Source organism: Acinetobacter sp. 12966, assembly GCF_031196995.1.
GTDB classification, from domain to species: domain Bacteria; phylum Pseudomonadota; class Gammaproteobacteria; order Pseudomonadales; family Moraxellaceae; genus Acinetobacter; species Acinetobacter geminorum.
The window spans coordinates 123,916-141,185 of sequence record NZ_JAVIMC010000136.1 but is presented as its reverse complement, the minus strand read 5'-3'; the positions used below and the strand labels follow the sequence as shown (position 1 = coordinate 141,185).

Genomic DNA, 17,270 nt, shown 5'->3' with positions numbered 1-17,270 from the left:
TGGAATTATCAAATTTTATCCGGCATTTAACCGGATAAAACGTGTATAGATTTAATATTAAGAACAGACACCATTGCTAATAACCGATTTTTTGTTTGAATCTAGCGCCACAATTGAAGAAGAAACCGTATTAATGATTTGAGTCATTGCTTCACTTGAAGCATTCACAATACCTTCCATCTTTTTAGCTTTCTGATCAATCGGCTGCTTAAAAGCAATTCGACAATTGAGCTGAGATCCTGCATTCGTGATGACTTTTGCATTATTTGACTCTAATTGAGTGGGCGGTATTTGACGCTTCACTACCCAAGACACTGCAATATTAATATAGCTTTTATCTACAATATCAAAATGAGAAAAGTCTGTAGAAACTCGATATAAAGGCTGATTGTTTCCAGCTAGCCCACTGCTATAACTGTCAATTGCCCCTAATTTTTGCTGTAAACCCGCCGACAAGGTATCGCGTAATTGCGTACCCATGGTCGATGTCCAGCGTTCATTGTTTAACACCGTAGACTTACCACTACTGTCTTGGAGTACCAAAGGCGCACGGTCCAATCGGTCTGGAATCCCGACAGGTAATACCTCAATCACCTGCACAGTTGATTTTGTAGCCGCAGTAATTTTAGGGGACATCGTATAATAATTTGGCGTTGGCGAACTCGAACATGCCGTCATGGCAACAGCCGTTAAAAACAGGCCGCTCCCAAGCAGCCAGTTGGCTGCTTTAGGATGTTGAAAAGATAGAGTGTTTTTATTTTTCATCATCGGTCTCTGGTGTCTTACCACGAATAATTGATTCAGGATGTTGCTCAATATAGTCTGCCATTAACTGTAATGAAGCAGCCGCACGTGTCATTTGCTGTAATGCTTTGCGTACGTCTTGTTGTAACGGCGCATCGCTCGACAAAATAGACTCTGACGATCTTACAGTTTTACGAACATCGTCCAAGGTTGCTTGTAAACCAGGGGCAACTTTTCCATCTAACTGTTTAACCAGTTTGTCGGTAGACTCAATGGCTGTGTTCATATTGTTGAGCGTTTTACGTACATCTTGCCCAATCTCAACTAACGGGAATTTAGTTAACTTGTCAGCAATCTGAGAAACTTGTGCTTGTAAGCCACTCAATTCAGTTGGTGTAGTTGGAATCACTACACGGTCATCACTCAAAATTTGTAATGTGGCTGGCTTAGCTTTAGGGAACTTATCTAGGGCAATATAGTTTTGGCCCGTGAGAAGGTTGCCTGTTCTCATTTGAGCACGCCATCCATGTTCAACAAAATCTTTGAAAATATTGCTGTTTGGATTGAGTGCCTGTCCATTCTCAACGCGTGACGGATAAATAACCGCCTCAACACGCATACGAATCTGCTTATAGTTGTTATAAAACTCTGCATTAATCGATTTAACATTACCAATTTCAATGCCCATGAAATCAATTGGTGCGCCAACAGACAGTCCACGTAATGAATGATCAAAGTACATGATCACACCACGAGGTTGCCCATCCGGTTCTTTTAATGCCTCAGTTTTCGAATCCCACAGATTAAAGCGACTATGATTTGCCGCTGTGGTAGCACGCGAACTTTCAGGAATTCCAAAAGCAATACCGCCCGCGACAATACTTGCCAGCGATTGAGTATCTAAACTAAATCCTGAGGCATTCAAGCTCACATCAATGCCACTCGCCTGCCAAAACCGTGCGTCGGTGGTGACAAACTTATCATATGGTGCACGGATAAAAGTTTGTAGCTCTACAGTTTTACCATCGTTAGACAATTTATATGCTGTAATTTGGCCCACATTAATTCGACGATAATAAATTGGAGAACCGACATCTAAAGACCCCAAGTCATCTGCATTTAAGAAAAATTCTTTGCCCGGTACATCAGCAGTAATCACTGGCGGTACCTCTAAGCCAGTAAATTCGAGCTTTTTCTCTTCCGACTTACCACCATCCACTTCAATATATGAACCTGACAATAATGTGTCTATTCCTGAAACCCCACTCGTCCCAATACGTGGTCGCACAACCCAAAACCGTGAATCTTTTGCGGCAAAGTTACTGGCATCTTTACGCAAATCAATTCTGGCAATCACGTGTGAACGGTCTTCTGAAAGATCAATCTGCCGTACTACGCCAATATCGACCTGTTTATAACGGACCGTTGTTTTACCCGCGACCAATCCCTCAGCCGTCCTAAAAGATACGTCAATGGTCGGGCCGTGAGACAAGAGCGCTTTTATCGCTAATGAAAGCGCGATTAAAAGAGCAACCAATGGAATGAGCCAAATTAAAAGAGGCTTCCACCGACTTTTCTTTTCTTGGGGTTCTGGCAAATCATTCACGCTATCCAGTTCAACATCTGGATCACGACGATCTGAGTTACCAGGGGTTATTTCATTTTCAGACATACTCATTGTTCTTTTATTGACTGGGATTAATGGAATCATTATTCAACGGCGGGTGTTCAGCCTGAATAATCTTGGTTTTGTTTGAGGCAAAAGTAGAAGGTTTATTTGTATTTTGAGATGCGTAGAAGTTATCCCAAATAAGTCGTGGGTCAAAACTTAAAGATGCAAACATGGTTAACACGACAACCGCACCAAAAGCGATCGAACCCGGCCCTGCTAAAATCGTAGCAAGTGATTGAATCTGAATGAGCGCTGTTAAAAGTGCCACCACAAATACGTCAATCATTGACCAACGGCCGATAAACTCGACAACTCGATATAATTTAACGCATTGCTCAGGTAAAAACTTCCATGCTGACGATTGTTGAAGATATACCGCCACCAATAAAAAATACAAAATCAGTAGCTTTAGCATGGGAATAAAAATACTGGCCATAAAAATGACCACTGAAACCAGATAGTCTCCACTTTGCCAAAAGTAAATGACCCCACTCATGATGGTATCTTGCTGGCTACCCAACAGTGAGTCAGTCACCGTCATTGGAAGTACATTGGCGGGAATATAGAGAATGGTCGCAGCCACCACTAAGGCAAAAGTTCGATTTAAACTCGCTGGTTTACGTGAATGCAGCACGCTATTACAACGAATACAACGTAACACCTGATGGCTTTGGTTGAGTCGTCTCTTTTCATTTTGAGCAGAATTTACAACCCCACAGCAATGACACACAATTAATGAGAGATCTTTGGCTCTTGGATATTGCTTAAGCATTGACCCTTGCTGCGAGATTTGTGTTTGGGTCACATTTTTTATCGTTTTCATGGCAGTGACCTATCAATTTCGTTCCATATATCACTCACCTTTATGGAAGTAATATAGACCAACAATACACTTAAAATCGCAAATGCCCATAACGCAATCTCGGGAATCACCAACACCATTCCCATTAACTTCACAAGCGTGACCAAGATTCCAATTAAGAAGACCTCAACCATTCCCCACACTCTCATAAAATAAAGTGTACGTAAGGCAAATACTAAAAATGTGGGTCTTTTCTTCAATACGCTTACTGTGCCCAACACATAGGAGAGTAATAAAAGATAGGAAAGTGGCACAATAAAAGTGGTGATTAAAATAAGAATGCCAACAAAAGCCCGATCATAATGAAACATTACCCAGACCGCACCAAGTAAAGTGGTTTCAGAGATGTTGCCCTGCAATTCAATTTTTACAATAGGAAAGCTATTGGCAATAACAAATACGATCAACGCCGTTAAGATTAAAGCCAACAGTGTCGAAAAAGGTTTGGTGTGCCGATAGAGTTCAGCACCGCAGCATAAGCAATAAGCTCTTTTTCCATAAGCAAGCGGGGTTCTACGATAGACAGTATCGCATTCCTCACAACCTGCTAATTCTTTAAGCTTCATAGTTATACTCTAAGGTTTATCATTTTACTGTGTCACACAAAGCTCTTTTTATTACTAAGATAAATTAAAATATAAATCAATCGAAAAACTATCCAAGTCATCATAAATTTTGAGATGAAAATTACCGTAGGTGCTGTTCAATATATTGTTGAAACTGCTGAATAATATGTACAGATTGTGTGGTGGAATTGAAATAGAGACCAAAATTTAAAGGCTTAAGTTCCGGCAATACATCGCTTTCTATGCGATGAATGTCTGAAGGAATCTGAAAACATGATCTCAAGCTTATACCAATACCCGCCCTTACAGCAGGCCATAACGCTTGAACAGAATTACACTCATAAGCAATATGCCAAGCCTGCCCAACCTGTTCCAATGCCTCAATAGCCATTTGCCTTAGCATACACGGTTGCTGCAATACCACGAGTGGAATGGAAACTTTATTTTCAATGATTTGCTGAATATGAGTATGAGCGCAAAACAACCAATTTGTCTCAATACTTTTGAGTGGCTTTGTTGCACAAAGATTTAAAAACTAGGATTTCCCATATCTACTCAAATTTAAGTGACAACTCGGGTGTGAGGTCTGCCTAAATCGATAAATCTATTTAATACTGCCACTCGTGCATGAATCTCATTGACTTGGCTTTGAAAGTTTCTCGCACTGAGTTTATCGCCTAATAACTTGATGCAATGCATCTTGGTTTCGACCAAACTTCGCCGATGATAGCCTGACCATTTTTTCCATAGTGTCCTGCCGAAACGTTTAACTGTTCGTAGTAATTCATTTCGCTCTAGCGAACTGGTCTTTGTATCTTTCCAAGGCTTCGCATTTTTTCTAGGAGGAATCACTGCATGTGCTTGTCGATCTGCAATGACCTGACGGCATTGTTTTGTATCATAAGCTCCATCTGTATAGACTGAATCAATTTGTTCATTCAACGGAATTTGATCTAGTAAATCCACAAGGACTTGCGAATCACTCACGTTATTGGTTGTAAGCTGAACTGCTCGTATTTGTAGGGTTTTAGAATCTATCCCAATATGTAGTTTACGCCATTGGCGACGGTATTCAGGTTGATGTTTCTTACGTTTCCATTCACCTTCACCTAAAAACTTCAAGCCCGTGGAATCGACGTGTAGATGCAGTCCATTGCAACTCTTTTCATAGCTAATTTGAATATCAATATGCTTTTGTCTTCTACAAAGCGTACTGTAATCTGGTGCTGCCCAATTTAATCCGCAAAGGTTAATCAGACTTTGAACAAAACCTGTGACCATGCGTAAAGACAATCGAAATAGGGATTTGATCATCAGACAGCACTGGATGGCAGTATCAGAATAGGTTTGATTTCGACCATGCTTGCCTTGTGATTGTGCATACCACTGGGTCTTTGGATCGAACCAAATGGCAATATTCCCACGATTAATGAGAGCTCGGTTATATGCGGACCAATTGGTTGTGCGGTAGATTTTGTGTGTAGGCTTCTTCATTTGAAAATTATATTGCTGAAGAAGCCCTTAAGAATAGCTTTGTGCAACAAAGCCTTACCTATCTATTAATTCTCAATCTAGCTTTTACAAATAGTCACTCCACCATCAGCGAGTAAAGCACTTCCTGTAATAAAGCTTGCATCATCACTCACTAAAAAGAGCGCTGCTTTCGCAATTTCATCAGGCTCAGCTAAACGTTTCATCGCATGTATGCTTCTTACAAACTCTAGAACTTCTGGAGAAGGTGCCGCTTCTTGGCCCATTGAAGTATTTGTTCCACCGGGTAAAAGTGCATTTACTCGAATGCCTGAAGTTGCATATTCTGCCGCCATCACTTTGGTTAAACCAATGAGTCCTGCTTTACTTGCAGCATAGGCCGCCATTTGAGGGAACCCTATATGATGACCAACAAAAGAGGATGTAAACACTATTGAGCCATAGCCTTGCTTTAACATCACTTTAAGCTGCTCTCTAGCCGACTGAAACGCACTGGTTAAATTGCTCTGAATAACATGATTCCAATTTTCATCGGTTGTGACGTGAGTAAGCTGGTATTCTCCCAACATACCAGCATTATTAAATGCAATATCTAACCTTCCATAATATTGCGTAGCCATATCAATCGCTTTTTGCATGATTGTAGGGTCATTAAGATCCCCTGCAATAAAGTGCGCAACGACGCCATCTTGATTCAAACTATCGCAAAGTTCTTTTAAAACACGCTCACGGCGTGCAACCAGAATAACTTTCGCGCCTTCCGCTACAAATAGCGATGCGGCACTTAAACCTATACCTGAACTTGCACCCGTAATAATAGCCACTTTGTCTTTTAATCTGCTCATACTCTCAATTCCATCTTCATTAAATTGATGGATATATTTTGAGTAACCCGAAGAAAATAGACTCTCTGATTCTTGCTATTTTGAAAAAATTAACTCTATAAAACAGCCAACTAAAACAATTTTAGTTCCGTGCCAGTTCTGCTTCTTTCTCTAATAATGCACGTTTACGCTCAACGCCCCAACGATAACCAGAAATAAAACCATCATTTCGAACGACACGATGACATGGAATAGCAACAGCTAACATATTTGCTGCACACGCCCCTGCAACGGCCCGAACGGCTTTAGGTGAACCTATTTTTTGGGCTATATCGGAATAACTGGCTGTCTGCCCCGCAGGAATTTCTTTTAAGGCCTGCCATACTCTTTGTTGAAATGCAGTCCCTTGAATATCTAGAGGTAAATCTAATCCGATTTGTGGCGCTTCAATAAACCCGACAATATGCGCAATCAGTTGCTCAAACTCATCATCACACCCGATCAAATCGGCTTCCGGAAATTTATCTTGTAAATCATTTAAAAGCTTTTCAGGGTCATCGCCTAGCAAAATTGCACAAATTCCTTTCTGGCTTTGAGCAACTAAAATATCTCCTAAAGAACAAGCTCCTATGGCGAAAAAGATACGCACACCCTTACCGCCAGATTTCCATTCTTTCGCTGTCATACCTAATAGCGAACTTGAATTTTCATAGAACTGACTATTTGAATTAAAACCTGCATTAAATATTGCATCAGTCACACTGATATTTTCATCTAGGTTTTCTCTTAGCTTTTTACTTTTATGCGCATCAGCATAGCCTTTGGGTGTCAGGCCAGTAATTTGCTTAAAAACTCGGTGAAAATGATATGCGCTCATTCCTACATGCTCTGCCACAACTGATAGAGACAAGTTTTCTTCATGTAGTTCGATGTATCTACACGCTTTCTCGATTTTCTCTACAAGCTTTGGATCAGGTGCATTTGAGAGTCTGTTTTGTATTTTTTGGCTTGCTCGATAACCATTTTTCTCGGCTTGCACGGCATTCTCAAAGAAAACTACATTTTCTTTTTTAGGCAGTCTTTTTGTACTTGATGGCAGACAGTACATACCTGAGGATTTCACGCCATAAACAAAATATGCATCAGCTTCCGCATTTCGATCAACAATTGCTTGCCATCTATCTTCGTCTGTTATCCACTGATTTTTCATTTTGCTCACCTCAATTGCAATTTAATATTTAATGACTTATTTTCGCAACTTTGTTGATAAGCAAAACTCTTGGTATTGCTATTTTAATCTTTTCAACGCAAAAACATTCCAATGCAACTTTACTCCGAGCACACCCAATAAAATTAAACTTGCACCTAAAATTTGAGTACTAGTCAGCACATGATCAAAGAATAAATAATCAATTACGATGGTCGATATAGGATAAATAAAAGATAAAATCGCAATGTTATTTAAAGGTATTTTCTTAATTGCCGAATACATTAAATAATAAAGAAATGCCGTATGTAGAACCCCTAACCCCATTACAAAGAACCATTGTTGGCCTATCGGTGGGTTTACAAAAACCGATATAAACGGGGTCATGGCAATGGCCCCACTTAAAGTCTGTATAAGCACAATTAATAACGGTGGTGTGTTAGTTAATTTTTTAGTCATTAGAACAGATATCGAATACAGACTAGTAGCAATAAGAACCAAGCCTAAACCTGCTAACTCATTATAGTGATTCTTTAGTTAAATAAATTTAGGCAACCCTCACCAAAAAGTAATTTAACAATTTGGTTTGCTCTTCAACGCTATCTGAAGTCAAAAGCCCCAAAATCGCCCCATCAATCATAAATACAAAAATATCCGATTCTTCATACGTAGCCCTTTTTTTAGATTCTCGCAGAACCCAGAAAATTTCATTTTTAAGCCATCGCCTATAGCGAATTGCGGTTTGGTATGCATTTGGATAAAGCTGTTTAATTTCAAAAATCGCTTTAAACAACAGATAATACGCACCTTTTAAGTCAGCATGTAAAAGGTAAATTTGTCTAAGCGTAAGAGACAAATCTGGATATTGACGAGATTCACTTACAGCTCTCACTTTTTCTTTTAAGTGCTCTTTTTGAACCAACAAACACATTTCAATTAATCTTTCTTTTGAGTGAAAGTAGTTGTAAAAAGTGGCTTTAGAAATTTTAGTTTCACTAACAATTCGGTCCACCCCGACCTTGTTAAAGCCGTATTGTTTAAATAAATCTGCTGCTGTATAAGGCGCTCGCGTTGCTCTAAATGAAACTTCTAAATTTTTCATGTATACCGCTTAAAATAATTTTTTGTTGTAAATAGAAGAGATAGAAATGCCGTCACTCTTAAAATGAGTGCTAAATACAGGCATGCAAAAGCCGCACAATAATGGTGTGCTCACCTATCTCTGGTTTATTGTTGCTATGTTTTAGTCGTAAAGATTCTTAAGGTATAGAAACCTAAAGTCGGTTAAATCGTTTTAAAGACTGTTTAAACGGTATGGATAGAAAGAATTTGGCAAAGGTTGCCAACGAGAGAGAAGAAATAGTACGCATAACGGCGGACTCCTTTTGATTTAGAAGAGTCTTACCAATTACTGCTAAATAATGGTGGCAAGACTAGAAGGGTTAGCAGACTGGTACAAAAGGAAACCAGCACACCCGAAGGTGTCCCTCCTAGCCTCACCATAAAGGCGTGACTTAAGAGAACGCACAAAAACCAAAACAGCATTGTTGTGCGCCTTTTGTAGACGGTCTGCTAAAACCGACTGGCAATGTAGGCCAGCAGGCAAAGGATAGTGCCCAACCTTATTTCAGTCAAGCACACAAAATGACATCTGTTTTAAAATAGATCATTAAAAAGTAAGGATAAATAATTAAAATCTATTATTAAATTGAGTTTATAAAACAGATATTTTCTAGTTCGCTTAAAGCTGTAGATAAACAACTAAGTTTTAAAACGATTTTATCTTCGGTCAATATATTCCAGATAGCCACTTCCTACTAATGGCTGATCATAGAATTCGCCTTGCCATGCATATGAAGAAACGAAACCAGCAGCCAAGCCAAAACAGTATGGAGTGTCTACTTGTGCGGAAATATCTAGAACCTTTTGATTGTTGTGATAAGCAGCCCAGCGAAAAGTATTTGGTAAATTCATTGGAAAACCATCAGGTGTAATCTGTGGTTCTTCTTGAAGTCTGGTTACTTCAAAAAGTATATCTCCGTTGTATTGAATTGATGTTCCATCAATATGACGGTAGTAAACAGAAGTCAAAATGGGTTGGTCTTCATAGCAAATAAAAGCCAGTAATAACTGCTGTTCATGGTCAATATTAATAACTTGATAGCTAAAGACTTTTACAGGAAGTTGAATATTCTCAACTAACCATTTGTTTTTGAGCATTGAGGTCGCTATAGCTTTCCAAGCCTCAAGCGTACAAAGCCCCTTAATACTCTCACTATTGCCTTTTTGTTTAATGTAGCCGTCATAATGCATCAAGACACTAAAATGCTTATAAAAAGCACTATAGGCAAACCATGAAATAGCTTTAGTCGGCTTTAAATGAAGTTCTAGTTCTAAATCTTCTCTTTTAGTAATTAATATAAATCCATCACCATCCTCATGCATGACACTTTGATTGTCAAAATTAATAGCGAAAGGAGTTTGGTTAAACTTGATATCATTTTTGATTGAAAATGTTCTGTAGGCCTCAGGCGTTGTCGACAATGCTGTTCCATGTACCAAAGAAGCTGTATCCCCTTTTCCATCTTTAGACATTTGATAGTTGGTATCTGTAATCGTAAATCCAACATAACCTAATACCGAAGCCCAAGATAAATATCGAAAGGGTTCAGGTAAGTCAGGAATCATGACCCCGTAATGTGTACTACCAAAGCGCTTATAAAGCGTATGAGGACTGAGTTCAAACTCTTTTGGCAATGTTGCTTGTCGTTCTGGTGTAACAGCTCCCAACAATGAGCCTGAAAGTTTGGCAAACTTTTGATTGGCTTTGTCTTTAAAACTCTTTGGCAATCTATGACTTGAGATTAACATTTTTAAGATCTTTTATTTTTATCTACTTAAAAAATTAAGTTCCATATTAGAACTTGATAATTTGCAATTGAATGTTAATAAAGGACATCTTGATCTAAGCAAATGCACTAAAACAAAAAAGCCAACTCTTTCGAATTAGCCCTAATTATCTCACGACCACGTCTGTGAAAATTGCTTTTGATTTTATTGTTCGCAACAATCTTCATCATTTTTGTTATGAGTCTAAATTAGCCTTTCTTTATGACAATCCGATTAAAAAAACATCCAAAATCTCTCCTAAACAAACTTCATACATAAAATATGTGTTTTAGAGAACTACATCACAATTTATATAGCTGTAAATTTTAAAGGCATATTCCGCTAAACGACTAAGTCTATTATGCTTAAGTCATCTAATTGTTAAGTATGTATGATGGAACAGCAAACTTTATTACAAGAACTGAACTCACTCATTGAATACTACTCAAAAAGAACCGATTGCCCGCCTACTCGAATACGCATCGGCTATAGGGCTTATGCAAAATTGATGCAGTGCCCGCCTTTTGCAGATGAAGTGATGAATTCAGCCCTAGATCCCAATAAGCGAAAATATAAGAAGTTAAAAATTAAAATTACAAAAGATGATAATGAATTGGAACTGGAATAAGTTTTATAAAATTTGAAAATCTAATAATTTATTCAAAGATAAAAGCCCATGAACTGAGCTTTTATCTTTTATAAAAAGCAAATAGTCTTTAAAACTCGACTTGTACCGTGACCGTGTCTTGGTAAGTTCCCGCTGGTACTGTATCTGCGTTTTCATCAACAATTTTTGTGGTAAACACATAATTCTGCTGAGTTACTCCATTATGTACGCCTGGGTTAATCGTTGCATTTAAACTCGACCAACGCTCGTTACCGCTTCCCCATCGATCATTCGATGAGTTCTTGAAAATATCGTATTTTAAAAATGTATTACCCGTTTGCGACTTCATAGCTCGTTGGTCGCCATTTTGCGGGGAAAGTCCATTGTTTAAACTGACATAATACGGCGTATTCACAGAACATCGTATTCCCATAGATGACTGAACAGGTTCAAGCTTGGACGCAAACGCTGCTGTACCAAAGTTTACGTCTTGAGCTAAAATTCGACAGTCCGGAAGTACAGTAATTGACAGTGAACCAAGCGAGTCTGTTCCAGTTCCCCAGTTAAAACCGATACCCAATACCCCGCGTTTAAACCCTGGACTTTCAAAGAATATACCGATTCCGGCAATAGCAACCCCTGGTACCGAATAGAACCATTTTACTTTTAACGGTGAATCAGCCTGATAAACACCAGGTGATACGCTTTGCCCAGCCGGAAGGCGTATATAAAAAGGCAAATTACCATCTGGCCCGCTAAAAAGATTGACCAGTGTAAAGCTACTCATGTCTTTTTCTTGGCCTAAGCTAATGATTTCATTGTTACTATCTAAAATAACAGCATTGAGCTTTTCTCCGGTTTGAGCGTTGGTAAACGAATTCGACATTTGTTCAACTCGATATTTTAGATATGTCATGTTTGCTAAAGCCAGACTAAAACCCGTACATGACAAACCAGAATTAAACTGTGAAGAATTCTCACCGTTTTCCATTAGGTAAATAGACGGAACCGAAATAGTAGATGAACCAGAAGCACTCACACTACATGCAGCATGAACCAAATTTCCAGCCAACATCAGTCCAGAAAAGATACATAAATGGCTGAGTAATTTTTTTGTTTTTATTTTCATGGTAAAGATACCTCATGACACGTAACAGGCTTAACCACCACAATTTGTTGCTTGGCTTGCTCTACATCTACAGAAAAATCTGCCTTACATACGCTCTGATCTGAACGTTGAACAGTTACGGTATTGTTAGGTTTCAAGTTTTCTAAATAGACAATGCCATCCATTCCCACATAAGACGACTCTTGGTCAGCTCTATGCACGACTGAACCAACAGGCATCGGTTTTCCGTCTGCTTGAGTTAAATAAACGTTGGCAGCAATAGACTGATGAACTGGGAACTTAATCACAACACCCGAGCCGCGTTTAGCAGCAATACGTTGTTCAACTTGCGTGATTGTGAAGTTTGAAGGTAAATCGATTGGGTCGACGCTGTATTTACCCGAATAATAAGGCGTCACCGATGGCACAAAAATATGGCCTTTTTTATTACTACGACCAATTAAACTGTTTTCGTATCTAACCAAAACATCTGGTACTTGGTTGGTATCGACCAATGCAAAAGAATCGCCTAAACGGTTTGAAGCAAATATCTCCCCCCCCATATAAATAAGTGAACCAGATAGACCAAACCAATAGTTATAGTCATGGTTTCCAGACATACCAAAGTCGGTATTGATATAACCATTACGGTAATTGACACGTGCCTGATTTAAATCTTCACTATTTTCATTAAAGCGTCGGGTCAAGTCGACACCCACACCGCCCTCAGACGGCACAGAACGGTTGAAATTAACATAACCCGTATCGCCCTCTTTATTAAATGCATAACCCGAGTTCACAGTCGCGTTTCGTTGGAACAGTGGTATCGAAAGCTGAAATGCAGCACTCCACTCTTTTTCGATAAAGTCACGGTTGGCACTTAATGAAACGGTCACACCATTCATATAAGTCGGTAAAACAGGTGCCCATGACAAGTTTAAGAAGCGGTTTTTAAAGTCATTCGCCTTAGTATTAATATAACCGACGCCAAATGTGCCTGAGTTTTTGGTCGCAAAGTAAGTATTGGCCGTTAAGCTTTTATTGCTATTGACCGAAATTAAATTGCTATATTGCAGCCGTGAAAGATCGGTATATTCATCATCGCGCTGGTTATGGTTAATACTAAAACCAAACCGATTACGGTTATAGCTGTACCCGACCGTATATTGATTACCCTCTAAATCTTTAGCTCGATCTTCAGACATAGACTTATCGGCCTTACTTTGGCTAAAAGAAGCACTCAGCACACCTAAGTTTGCAAGCTTGAGTACAGACCCTGCACCCAATAACTGTAAGTCTGAAGAAAGTTCTGTACGACCTTCTACGGTAAACCAGTCATTGACCCCATAACGGGCATCGGCTGCACTTGCAAATTTTCCATAAGAAAAGTTCTTAAGTCCGTACTCTTCACGGATTTTCCCTAAAGACAATGAGTAATCAAATAAGCCGGGCTTGAGCAAAGTATTAGAAATATAAAATGGGACCGCTGTTGTAACCTGACGCCCGACTGCATCGGTCGTGACCACAACGGCTTCCCCTTTACCATTAATAAAAGGAACATTGTTTAAAATAAACGGCCCAGACTGTACCTCTGTTGAACTGGTCTTTTGACCATTAATAATTAAATCGACTGTACTTGGCAACGCGGCTTGCCCAATAAACTGTGGCAATGGATAGGTAATTAAATCGGGTCGAGTTGAATAATTTCTCTGTACCTGAAAACCACCTAGACGGACAGAACTTCCCCAAGTCGTTTTACTACCGGTAATAATGTCACCTAGTACAAAAGATGTAGCGTTATTTTGGTTATCAAATTGCCAAGATGTGTCATAACGACGATAGCCATCATTGTCTAAAGACTCGGCGTTACCTTCATTTTTATATTGATTTTTGACATAGACACCAGAGTTTTTAATAACCCCTAACGGAGAGAAAAAACGCTGCTCAGTAAATAAACTACTGGTTGAACCACCTTGATAGGGTCTATAAGTATAAAAATCATAGTTATTGAGCAGCCCTATACCAGACTGAGCAACGACAGGCTTATACCATGAGTCTTTACCTAAAACTTGAGTCGGCATCCAAGCAGGTGGAAAGTTAAGCTTAAAATATTGGTTTGATGATTGATATTCATAGCTTACATCTTTCAACTTATCTAAAGATATCCAGTCACTTGCATCACCACTAAACCCCAAAGTTAAGATATCTTGATTGGTTAAAGCGGTCTCGTTGTTTGTCAGTAGCTCCTGAGGAATTTGAATTTCTAACTCATCGATCAGCTTGTTTTTTTGTATGAAGTACTCATCATTTTTAACAATGACAGGCACAACCTGCTGAACTGAATATTGGTTTACAACCAAGTCTAGATATAGCTTAAACAATTGATTAATTTCGTTAATATCTTTTGGTGGTGGAGGCAAATCGCCAGCAACAGCAACATTTGGAATATTTAAGCATCCGCCCGACAACAAAATTAGCAAAATACTTTTGCATAAATTATTATGCCGAAGGATCATGTTGGATCCTCCATTTTTGTGATTTCGATTAACTCTTGTTTTATGCCAGAGCTATCAACACCATAAATTTTAGAAGTTTTTAACAATTCATTTGCAGTTGACTTATCAATAGTAAACTTCACGGTACTATTCGATAAAACATAGCCAAAAGCAGCTTTCCCTAAAGAAATATCATTGCCAGTTTTTGAAGTTTTAAGTGCCGAAAGACGAGCAAATTTCTGTCCATTATTTTTTAAATATAGCTCAGACTGGCCTTTCTCATTGTTGCGGACGGACCACTGTAAAACGGGTTTGGCTAAAGGATTTTTTGCATTCGCTTTTTGGCTCTCTTCAGTTAAACCACTACCAATACCTTTTCCATAGGCAAATAACGGAATTGAGTAACGCATTTGGAAACTCACTTTAGAAGCGTCTTGCTCGTTTCCATCAGAAAGGCGAATCGGTAACTCATCTACAATCAACCGATATGACTGTTCTTTGCCATCTGGCAAATTGACGCTTTTGGTTAAACGAAGCATATGCTTCTCACCTGCTTTAATTTTAGCTACAGGCGGGCTTGGTATAATTTCGGATTGCTCATTATAGTTATCTTCTAAGCCATCTTGATTCCATTTAAACACCCGAATTTGCACCATCGCATCGGTCTTGCCGGTATTTTGAAGCCAAACCGCTGTTGCTTTTTCATTGGCTTCAATTTTTGGATAAATAGGCCAAATTAAAAAAGTTGCTTGCGCCATCACAGGTGTAACAAGTGATAATGTACTTGCAAATAAAAAAGATTTTAAAATGCCATTTTTAATAAATGCAGAATTGTTCATACAAATCACCATGTAATCATTATTGAAACAGTATCTTTATAAATTCCAGCAGTATGTGGTTCATTATTATTTTCTAAATCAACGACACCATATATTTCAAAACTTGCCAGACGGTTTGTAGGCGTTGTGGCAGGTAATAAATATTTATTACCGACAACATATTCAGTAGACAAACTGCTAGAATTATATAACTTATAAGGCAAATAATTCGAAGATGAACCATTTTTCATACGTCTTATATTATTCTGTAGATTTTCACCACCATCTATAGAAATACTAACAGGCAAGCTTTCAGTACAACGAATATTCCAAGATTCTTTGCTATTTATAATATTAGAAACGACTTTATCTTTTGATAAAGCTGAATACTGACCAAAATCCATTTTCTGTTCGATATTATCTATTGAGCATCCATTTTCAATTTTAGCCTGAATTTTAAAACTAGAATTTAATTGAGGATCTACTGCATATACAAATGGACTTACAGATAGCAATAATATTGCTTTAAAATAAAAATATTTCATTTTCTTAAAACTCAATTGTAATTGGAACTATATCTGTATACTCACCCTTAGATATACGACCACCATCGTGTATGGCTTGACCAAAAATATCGATATTCTTTTTAGTATTCATATCATTAAGAATAAAAGCATCATTCGCTCTAATCACTTGTTTATCTAAACCATAGAGCAAGTTATAAGCAACAAAATCTCTACCATTACTTAATGCATGATAATAATTATGTGAAAAAGAAGCAGGAACTTTACTATCATTATTTCCAGAACCAAATATTATTTTTACAGTAGAAATACCAGCACACTGTATCTGTAAACCAGAGTTTCCATTATTTATCAAACTTGCGTCGATCACCCCATTAAAACCAGTTGAGGTTTCACCAAAATCAACAGTTCCGAAATTTAAATTTGTCTCATTATTTTCAACAACTTTATTATTAATAGAACAAGAAGGTAATAATTCAATTTGATTTGTTAACTTAGCTCCAATTTCACCCGCATTTATTGAAGAAATTAAAAAATAAGAAATTATAAATATAGAACCGCGATTAAATATCATCTCCCCTCCATTTAAAACAGGTTCACTCGCTTTTAAGTAAACCTGCCACTCAATTAATTATTTCTTTTTATATTTAGAAATTTACAGTAACTAATAGAGTATCTTTATAATCACCTTGGGCTTTTGCTGTGCCAGTGTTTGGAGCAATTGCACCGAAAATTGGTACCGCTGTAGCTTGGCCACTCACTGTAGTGAACTGTTGTGGCTGGTTTACAACATAAAGGTTTGTACGAGCAGCATCGCGGTAAACGTTATATGCAACTACATCAGCAGAAGCAGTATTTTTTAAAGTACGGTCTGTACGTTCACCACCATCAATTGCAACTGTAAAATCAACAGGATCCGTGCCGTCACAAGTCACAGAAATATTACCGCCTGTTGCTGCTGAAGCGACTTCAGCTGTTAATACGTTGTTCCAAGTACCAGAAGTTTTACCAAAATCTAAAGTACCAAACTTGTTCATATTCCCTTCAGTTTGACTACCACCTACAGTACAGCCTGTTGAGATATTTAATTTAACGTCAACCTGTCCAGTAACAGCCGCTTGAGTATTTACCGCATAACCAGCAACTATTAATGCTGCAAGAAGTGATTTCTGAATGTTTTTCATATTCATAACCTACATATATAATGATTAGTTTTGTAGAACAAAATGAATCAAACTCAATAAATAAAATATGTCCAATTTGTTTTATATATAAAACAAACTACCTTTTACTATTTTGTGATTCTTTTCACAATTTAATAACAATTATTTAACTTGTATACACATATTACAAAAAGACTATGTTTATTTATTTAAAATTCTTTCTTTAACAGTTAAAAAAACACCTAACTAAATACCCACCCCTACTTTAAAAAAAAGTCTAAGAAATAGAGAAAATAAATA

The 17,270-nt window shown here is 38.0% G+C and carries 17 protein-coding genes and 1 pseudogene; 1 reads left to right on the top strand and 17 read right to left on the bottom strand.

Features of this window, described 5'->3' with window-relative positions:
* Nucleotides 1-57 precede the first annotated feature (57 nt).
* The 11 genes and pseudogenes from RFW85_RS19560 to RFW85_RS19510 all read right to left on the bottom strand — a co-directional run bounded on the left by RFW85_RS19560 (nt 58) and on the right by RFW85_RS19510 (nt 10,237).
* The gene (locus tag RFW85_RS19560; RefSeq protein WP_025465951.1) at nt 58-765 is read right to left on the bottom strand and encodes a membrane integrity-associated transporter subunit PqiC; all 708 of its coding nucleotides are present in this window, start codon (nt 763-765) and stop codon (nt 58-60) included.
* Complete coding sequence (locus tag RFW85_RS19555) at nt 755-2,422, bottom strand: intermembrane transport protein PqiB (RefSeq protein ID WP_170249613.1); 1,668 nt, start codon at nt 2,420-2,422, stop codon at nt 755-757. The genes RFW85_RS19560 and RFW85_RS19555 overlap by 11 nt, the downstream gene beginning before the upstream one ends.
* 7 nt (nt 2,423-2,429) lie before the next feature.
* Entirely contained in the window at nt 2,430-3,239 is an 810-nt protein-coding gene (locus RFW85_RS19550) for a paraquat-inducible protein A (RefSeq protein WP_032005373.1), read from the bottom strand.
* Nucleotides 3,236-3,844: a paraquat-inducible protein A gene (locus RFW85_RS19545; protein WP_005068380.1), complete on the bottom strand. Its 609-nt coding sequence runs from the start codon at nt 3,842-3,844 to the stop codon at nt 3,236-3,238. The genes RFW85_RS19550 and RFW85_RS19545 overlap by 4 nt, the downstream gene beginning before the upstream one ends.
* Before the next feature lie 121 nt (nt 3,845-3,965).
* Complete coding sequence (locus RFW85_RS19540) at nt 3,966-4,268, bottom strand: LysR substrate-binding domain-containing protein (RefSeq protein ID WP_309171809.1); 303 nt, start codon at nt 4,266-4,268, stop codon at nt 3,966-3,968.
* A gap of 137 nt (nt 4,269-4,405) precedes the next feature.
* The gene (locus RFW85_RS19535; protein ID WP_170249614.1) at nt 4,406-5,338 is read right to left on the bottom strand and encodes an IS5 family transposase; all 933 of its coding nucleotides are present in this window, start codon (nt 5,336-5,338) and stop codon (nt 4,406-4,408) included.
* Nucleotides 5,339-5,415: 77 nt separating this feature from the next.
* Nucleotides 5,416-6,180, bottom strand: a complete 765-nt coding sequence (locus RFW85_RS19530) for an SDR family oxidoreductase (RefSeq protein ID WP_108011128.1) — start codon at nt 6,178-6,180, stop codon at nt 5,416-5,418.
* 121 nt (nt 6,181-6,301) lie between these two features.
* Entirely contained in the window at nt 6,302-7,369 is a 1,068-nt protein-coding gene (gene ada / locus RFW85_RS19525) for a bifunctional DNA-binding transcriptional regulator/O6-methylguanine-DNA methyltransferase Ada (protein ID WP_309171805.1), read from the bottom strand.
* Between the two features lie 78 nt (nt 7,370-7,447).
* Nucleotides 7,448-7,888 (bottom strand): annotated as a pseudogene (locus RFW85_RS19520) (DMT family transporter); the annotation flags it as partial.
* A gap of 25 nt (nt 7,889-7,913) precedes the next feature.
* Complete coding sequence (locus RFW85_RS19515; RefSeq protein ID WP_170249616.1) at nt 7,914-8,468, bottom strand: TetR/AcrR family transcriptional regulator; 555 nt, start codon at nt 8,466-8,468, stop codon at nt 7,914-7,916.
* Nucleotides 8,469-9,145: 677 nt separating this feature from the next.
* Nucleotides 9,146-10,237: a DUF6670 family protein gene (locus RFW85_RS19510; RefSeq protein ID WP_170249617.1), complete on the bottom strand. Its 1,092-nt coding sequence runs from the start codon at nt 10,235-10,237 to the stop codon at nt 9,146-9,148.
* Nucleotides 10,238-10,649: 412 nt separating this feature from the next.
* Here RFW85_RS19510 and RFW85_RS19505 point away from each other — a divergent pair, with 412 nt between their 5' ends.
* Nucleotides 10,650-10,883, top strand: a complete 234-nt coding sequence (locus tag RFW85_RS19505) for a hypothetical protein (RefSeq protein ID WP_005803604.1) — start codon at nt 10,650-10,652, stop codon at nt 10,881-10,883.
* Nucleotides 10,884-10,971: 88 nt separating this feature from the next.
* Here RFW85_RS19505 and csuE read toward each other — a convergent pair whose 3' ends face one another.
* The 6 genes from csuE to csuAB form a co-directional block, all read right to left on the bottom strand.
* The gene (csuE, locus tag RFW85_RS19500; RefSeq protein WP_170249618.1) at nt 10,972-11,991 is read right to left on the bottom strand and encodes a Csu fimbrial tip adhesin CsuE; all 1,020 of its coding nucleotides are present in this window, start codon (nt 11,989-11,991) and stop codon (nt 10,972-10,974) included.
* Entirely contained in the window at nt 11,988-14,486 is a 2,499-nt protein-coding gene (csuD, locus tag RFW85_RS19495; RefSeq protein ID WP_170249619.1) for a Csu fimbrial usher CsuD, read from the bottom strand. The genes csuE and csuD overlap by 4 nt, the downstream gene beginning before the upstream one ends.
* The gene (csuC, locus tag RFW85_RS19490) at nt 14,483-15,316 is read right to left on the bottom strand and encodes a Csu fimbrial biogenesis chaperone CsuC (protein ID WP_170249620.1); all 834 of its coding nucleotides are present in this window, start codon (nt 15,314-15,316) and stop codon (nt 14,483-14,485) included. The genes csuD and csuC overlap by 4 nt, the downstream gene beginning before the upstream one ends.
* Entirely contained in the window at nt 15,310-15,828 is a 519-nt protein-coding gene (locus tag RFW85_RS19485; RefSeq protein ID WP_309171804.1) for a spore coat U domain-containing protein, read from the bottom strand. The genes csuC and RFW85_RS19485 overlap by 7 nt, the downstream gene beginning before the upstream one ends.
* A 4-nt stretch (nt 15,829-15,832) precedes the next feature.
* Nucleotides 15,833-16,381, bottom strand: coding sequence for a spore coat protein U domain-containing protein (locus tag RFW85_RS19480; protein ID WP_171545321.1), 549 nt, complete (start codon nt 16,379-16,381; stop codon nt 15,833-15,835).
* Nucleotides 16,382-16,454: 73 nt separating this feature from the next.
* Nucleotides 16,455-16,991 (bottom strand): Csu fimbrial major subunit CsuAB, encoded by a 537-nt coding sequence (csuAB, locus tag RFW85_RS19475; RefSeq protein ID WP_002049140.1) that lies wholly within the window; start codon nt 16,989-16,991, stop codon nt 16,455-16,457.
* Nucleotides 16,992-17,270 lie beyond the last annotated feature (279 nt).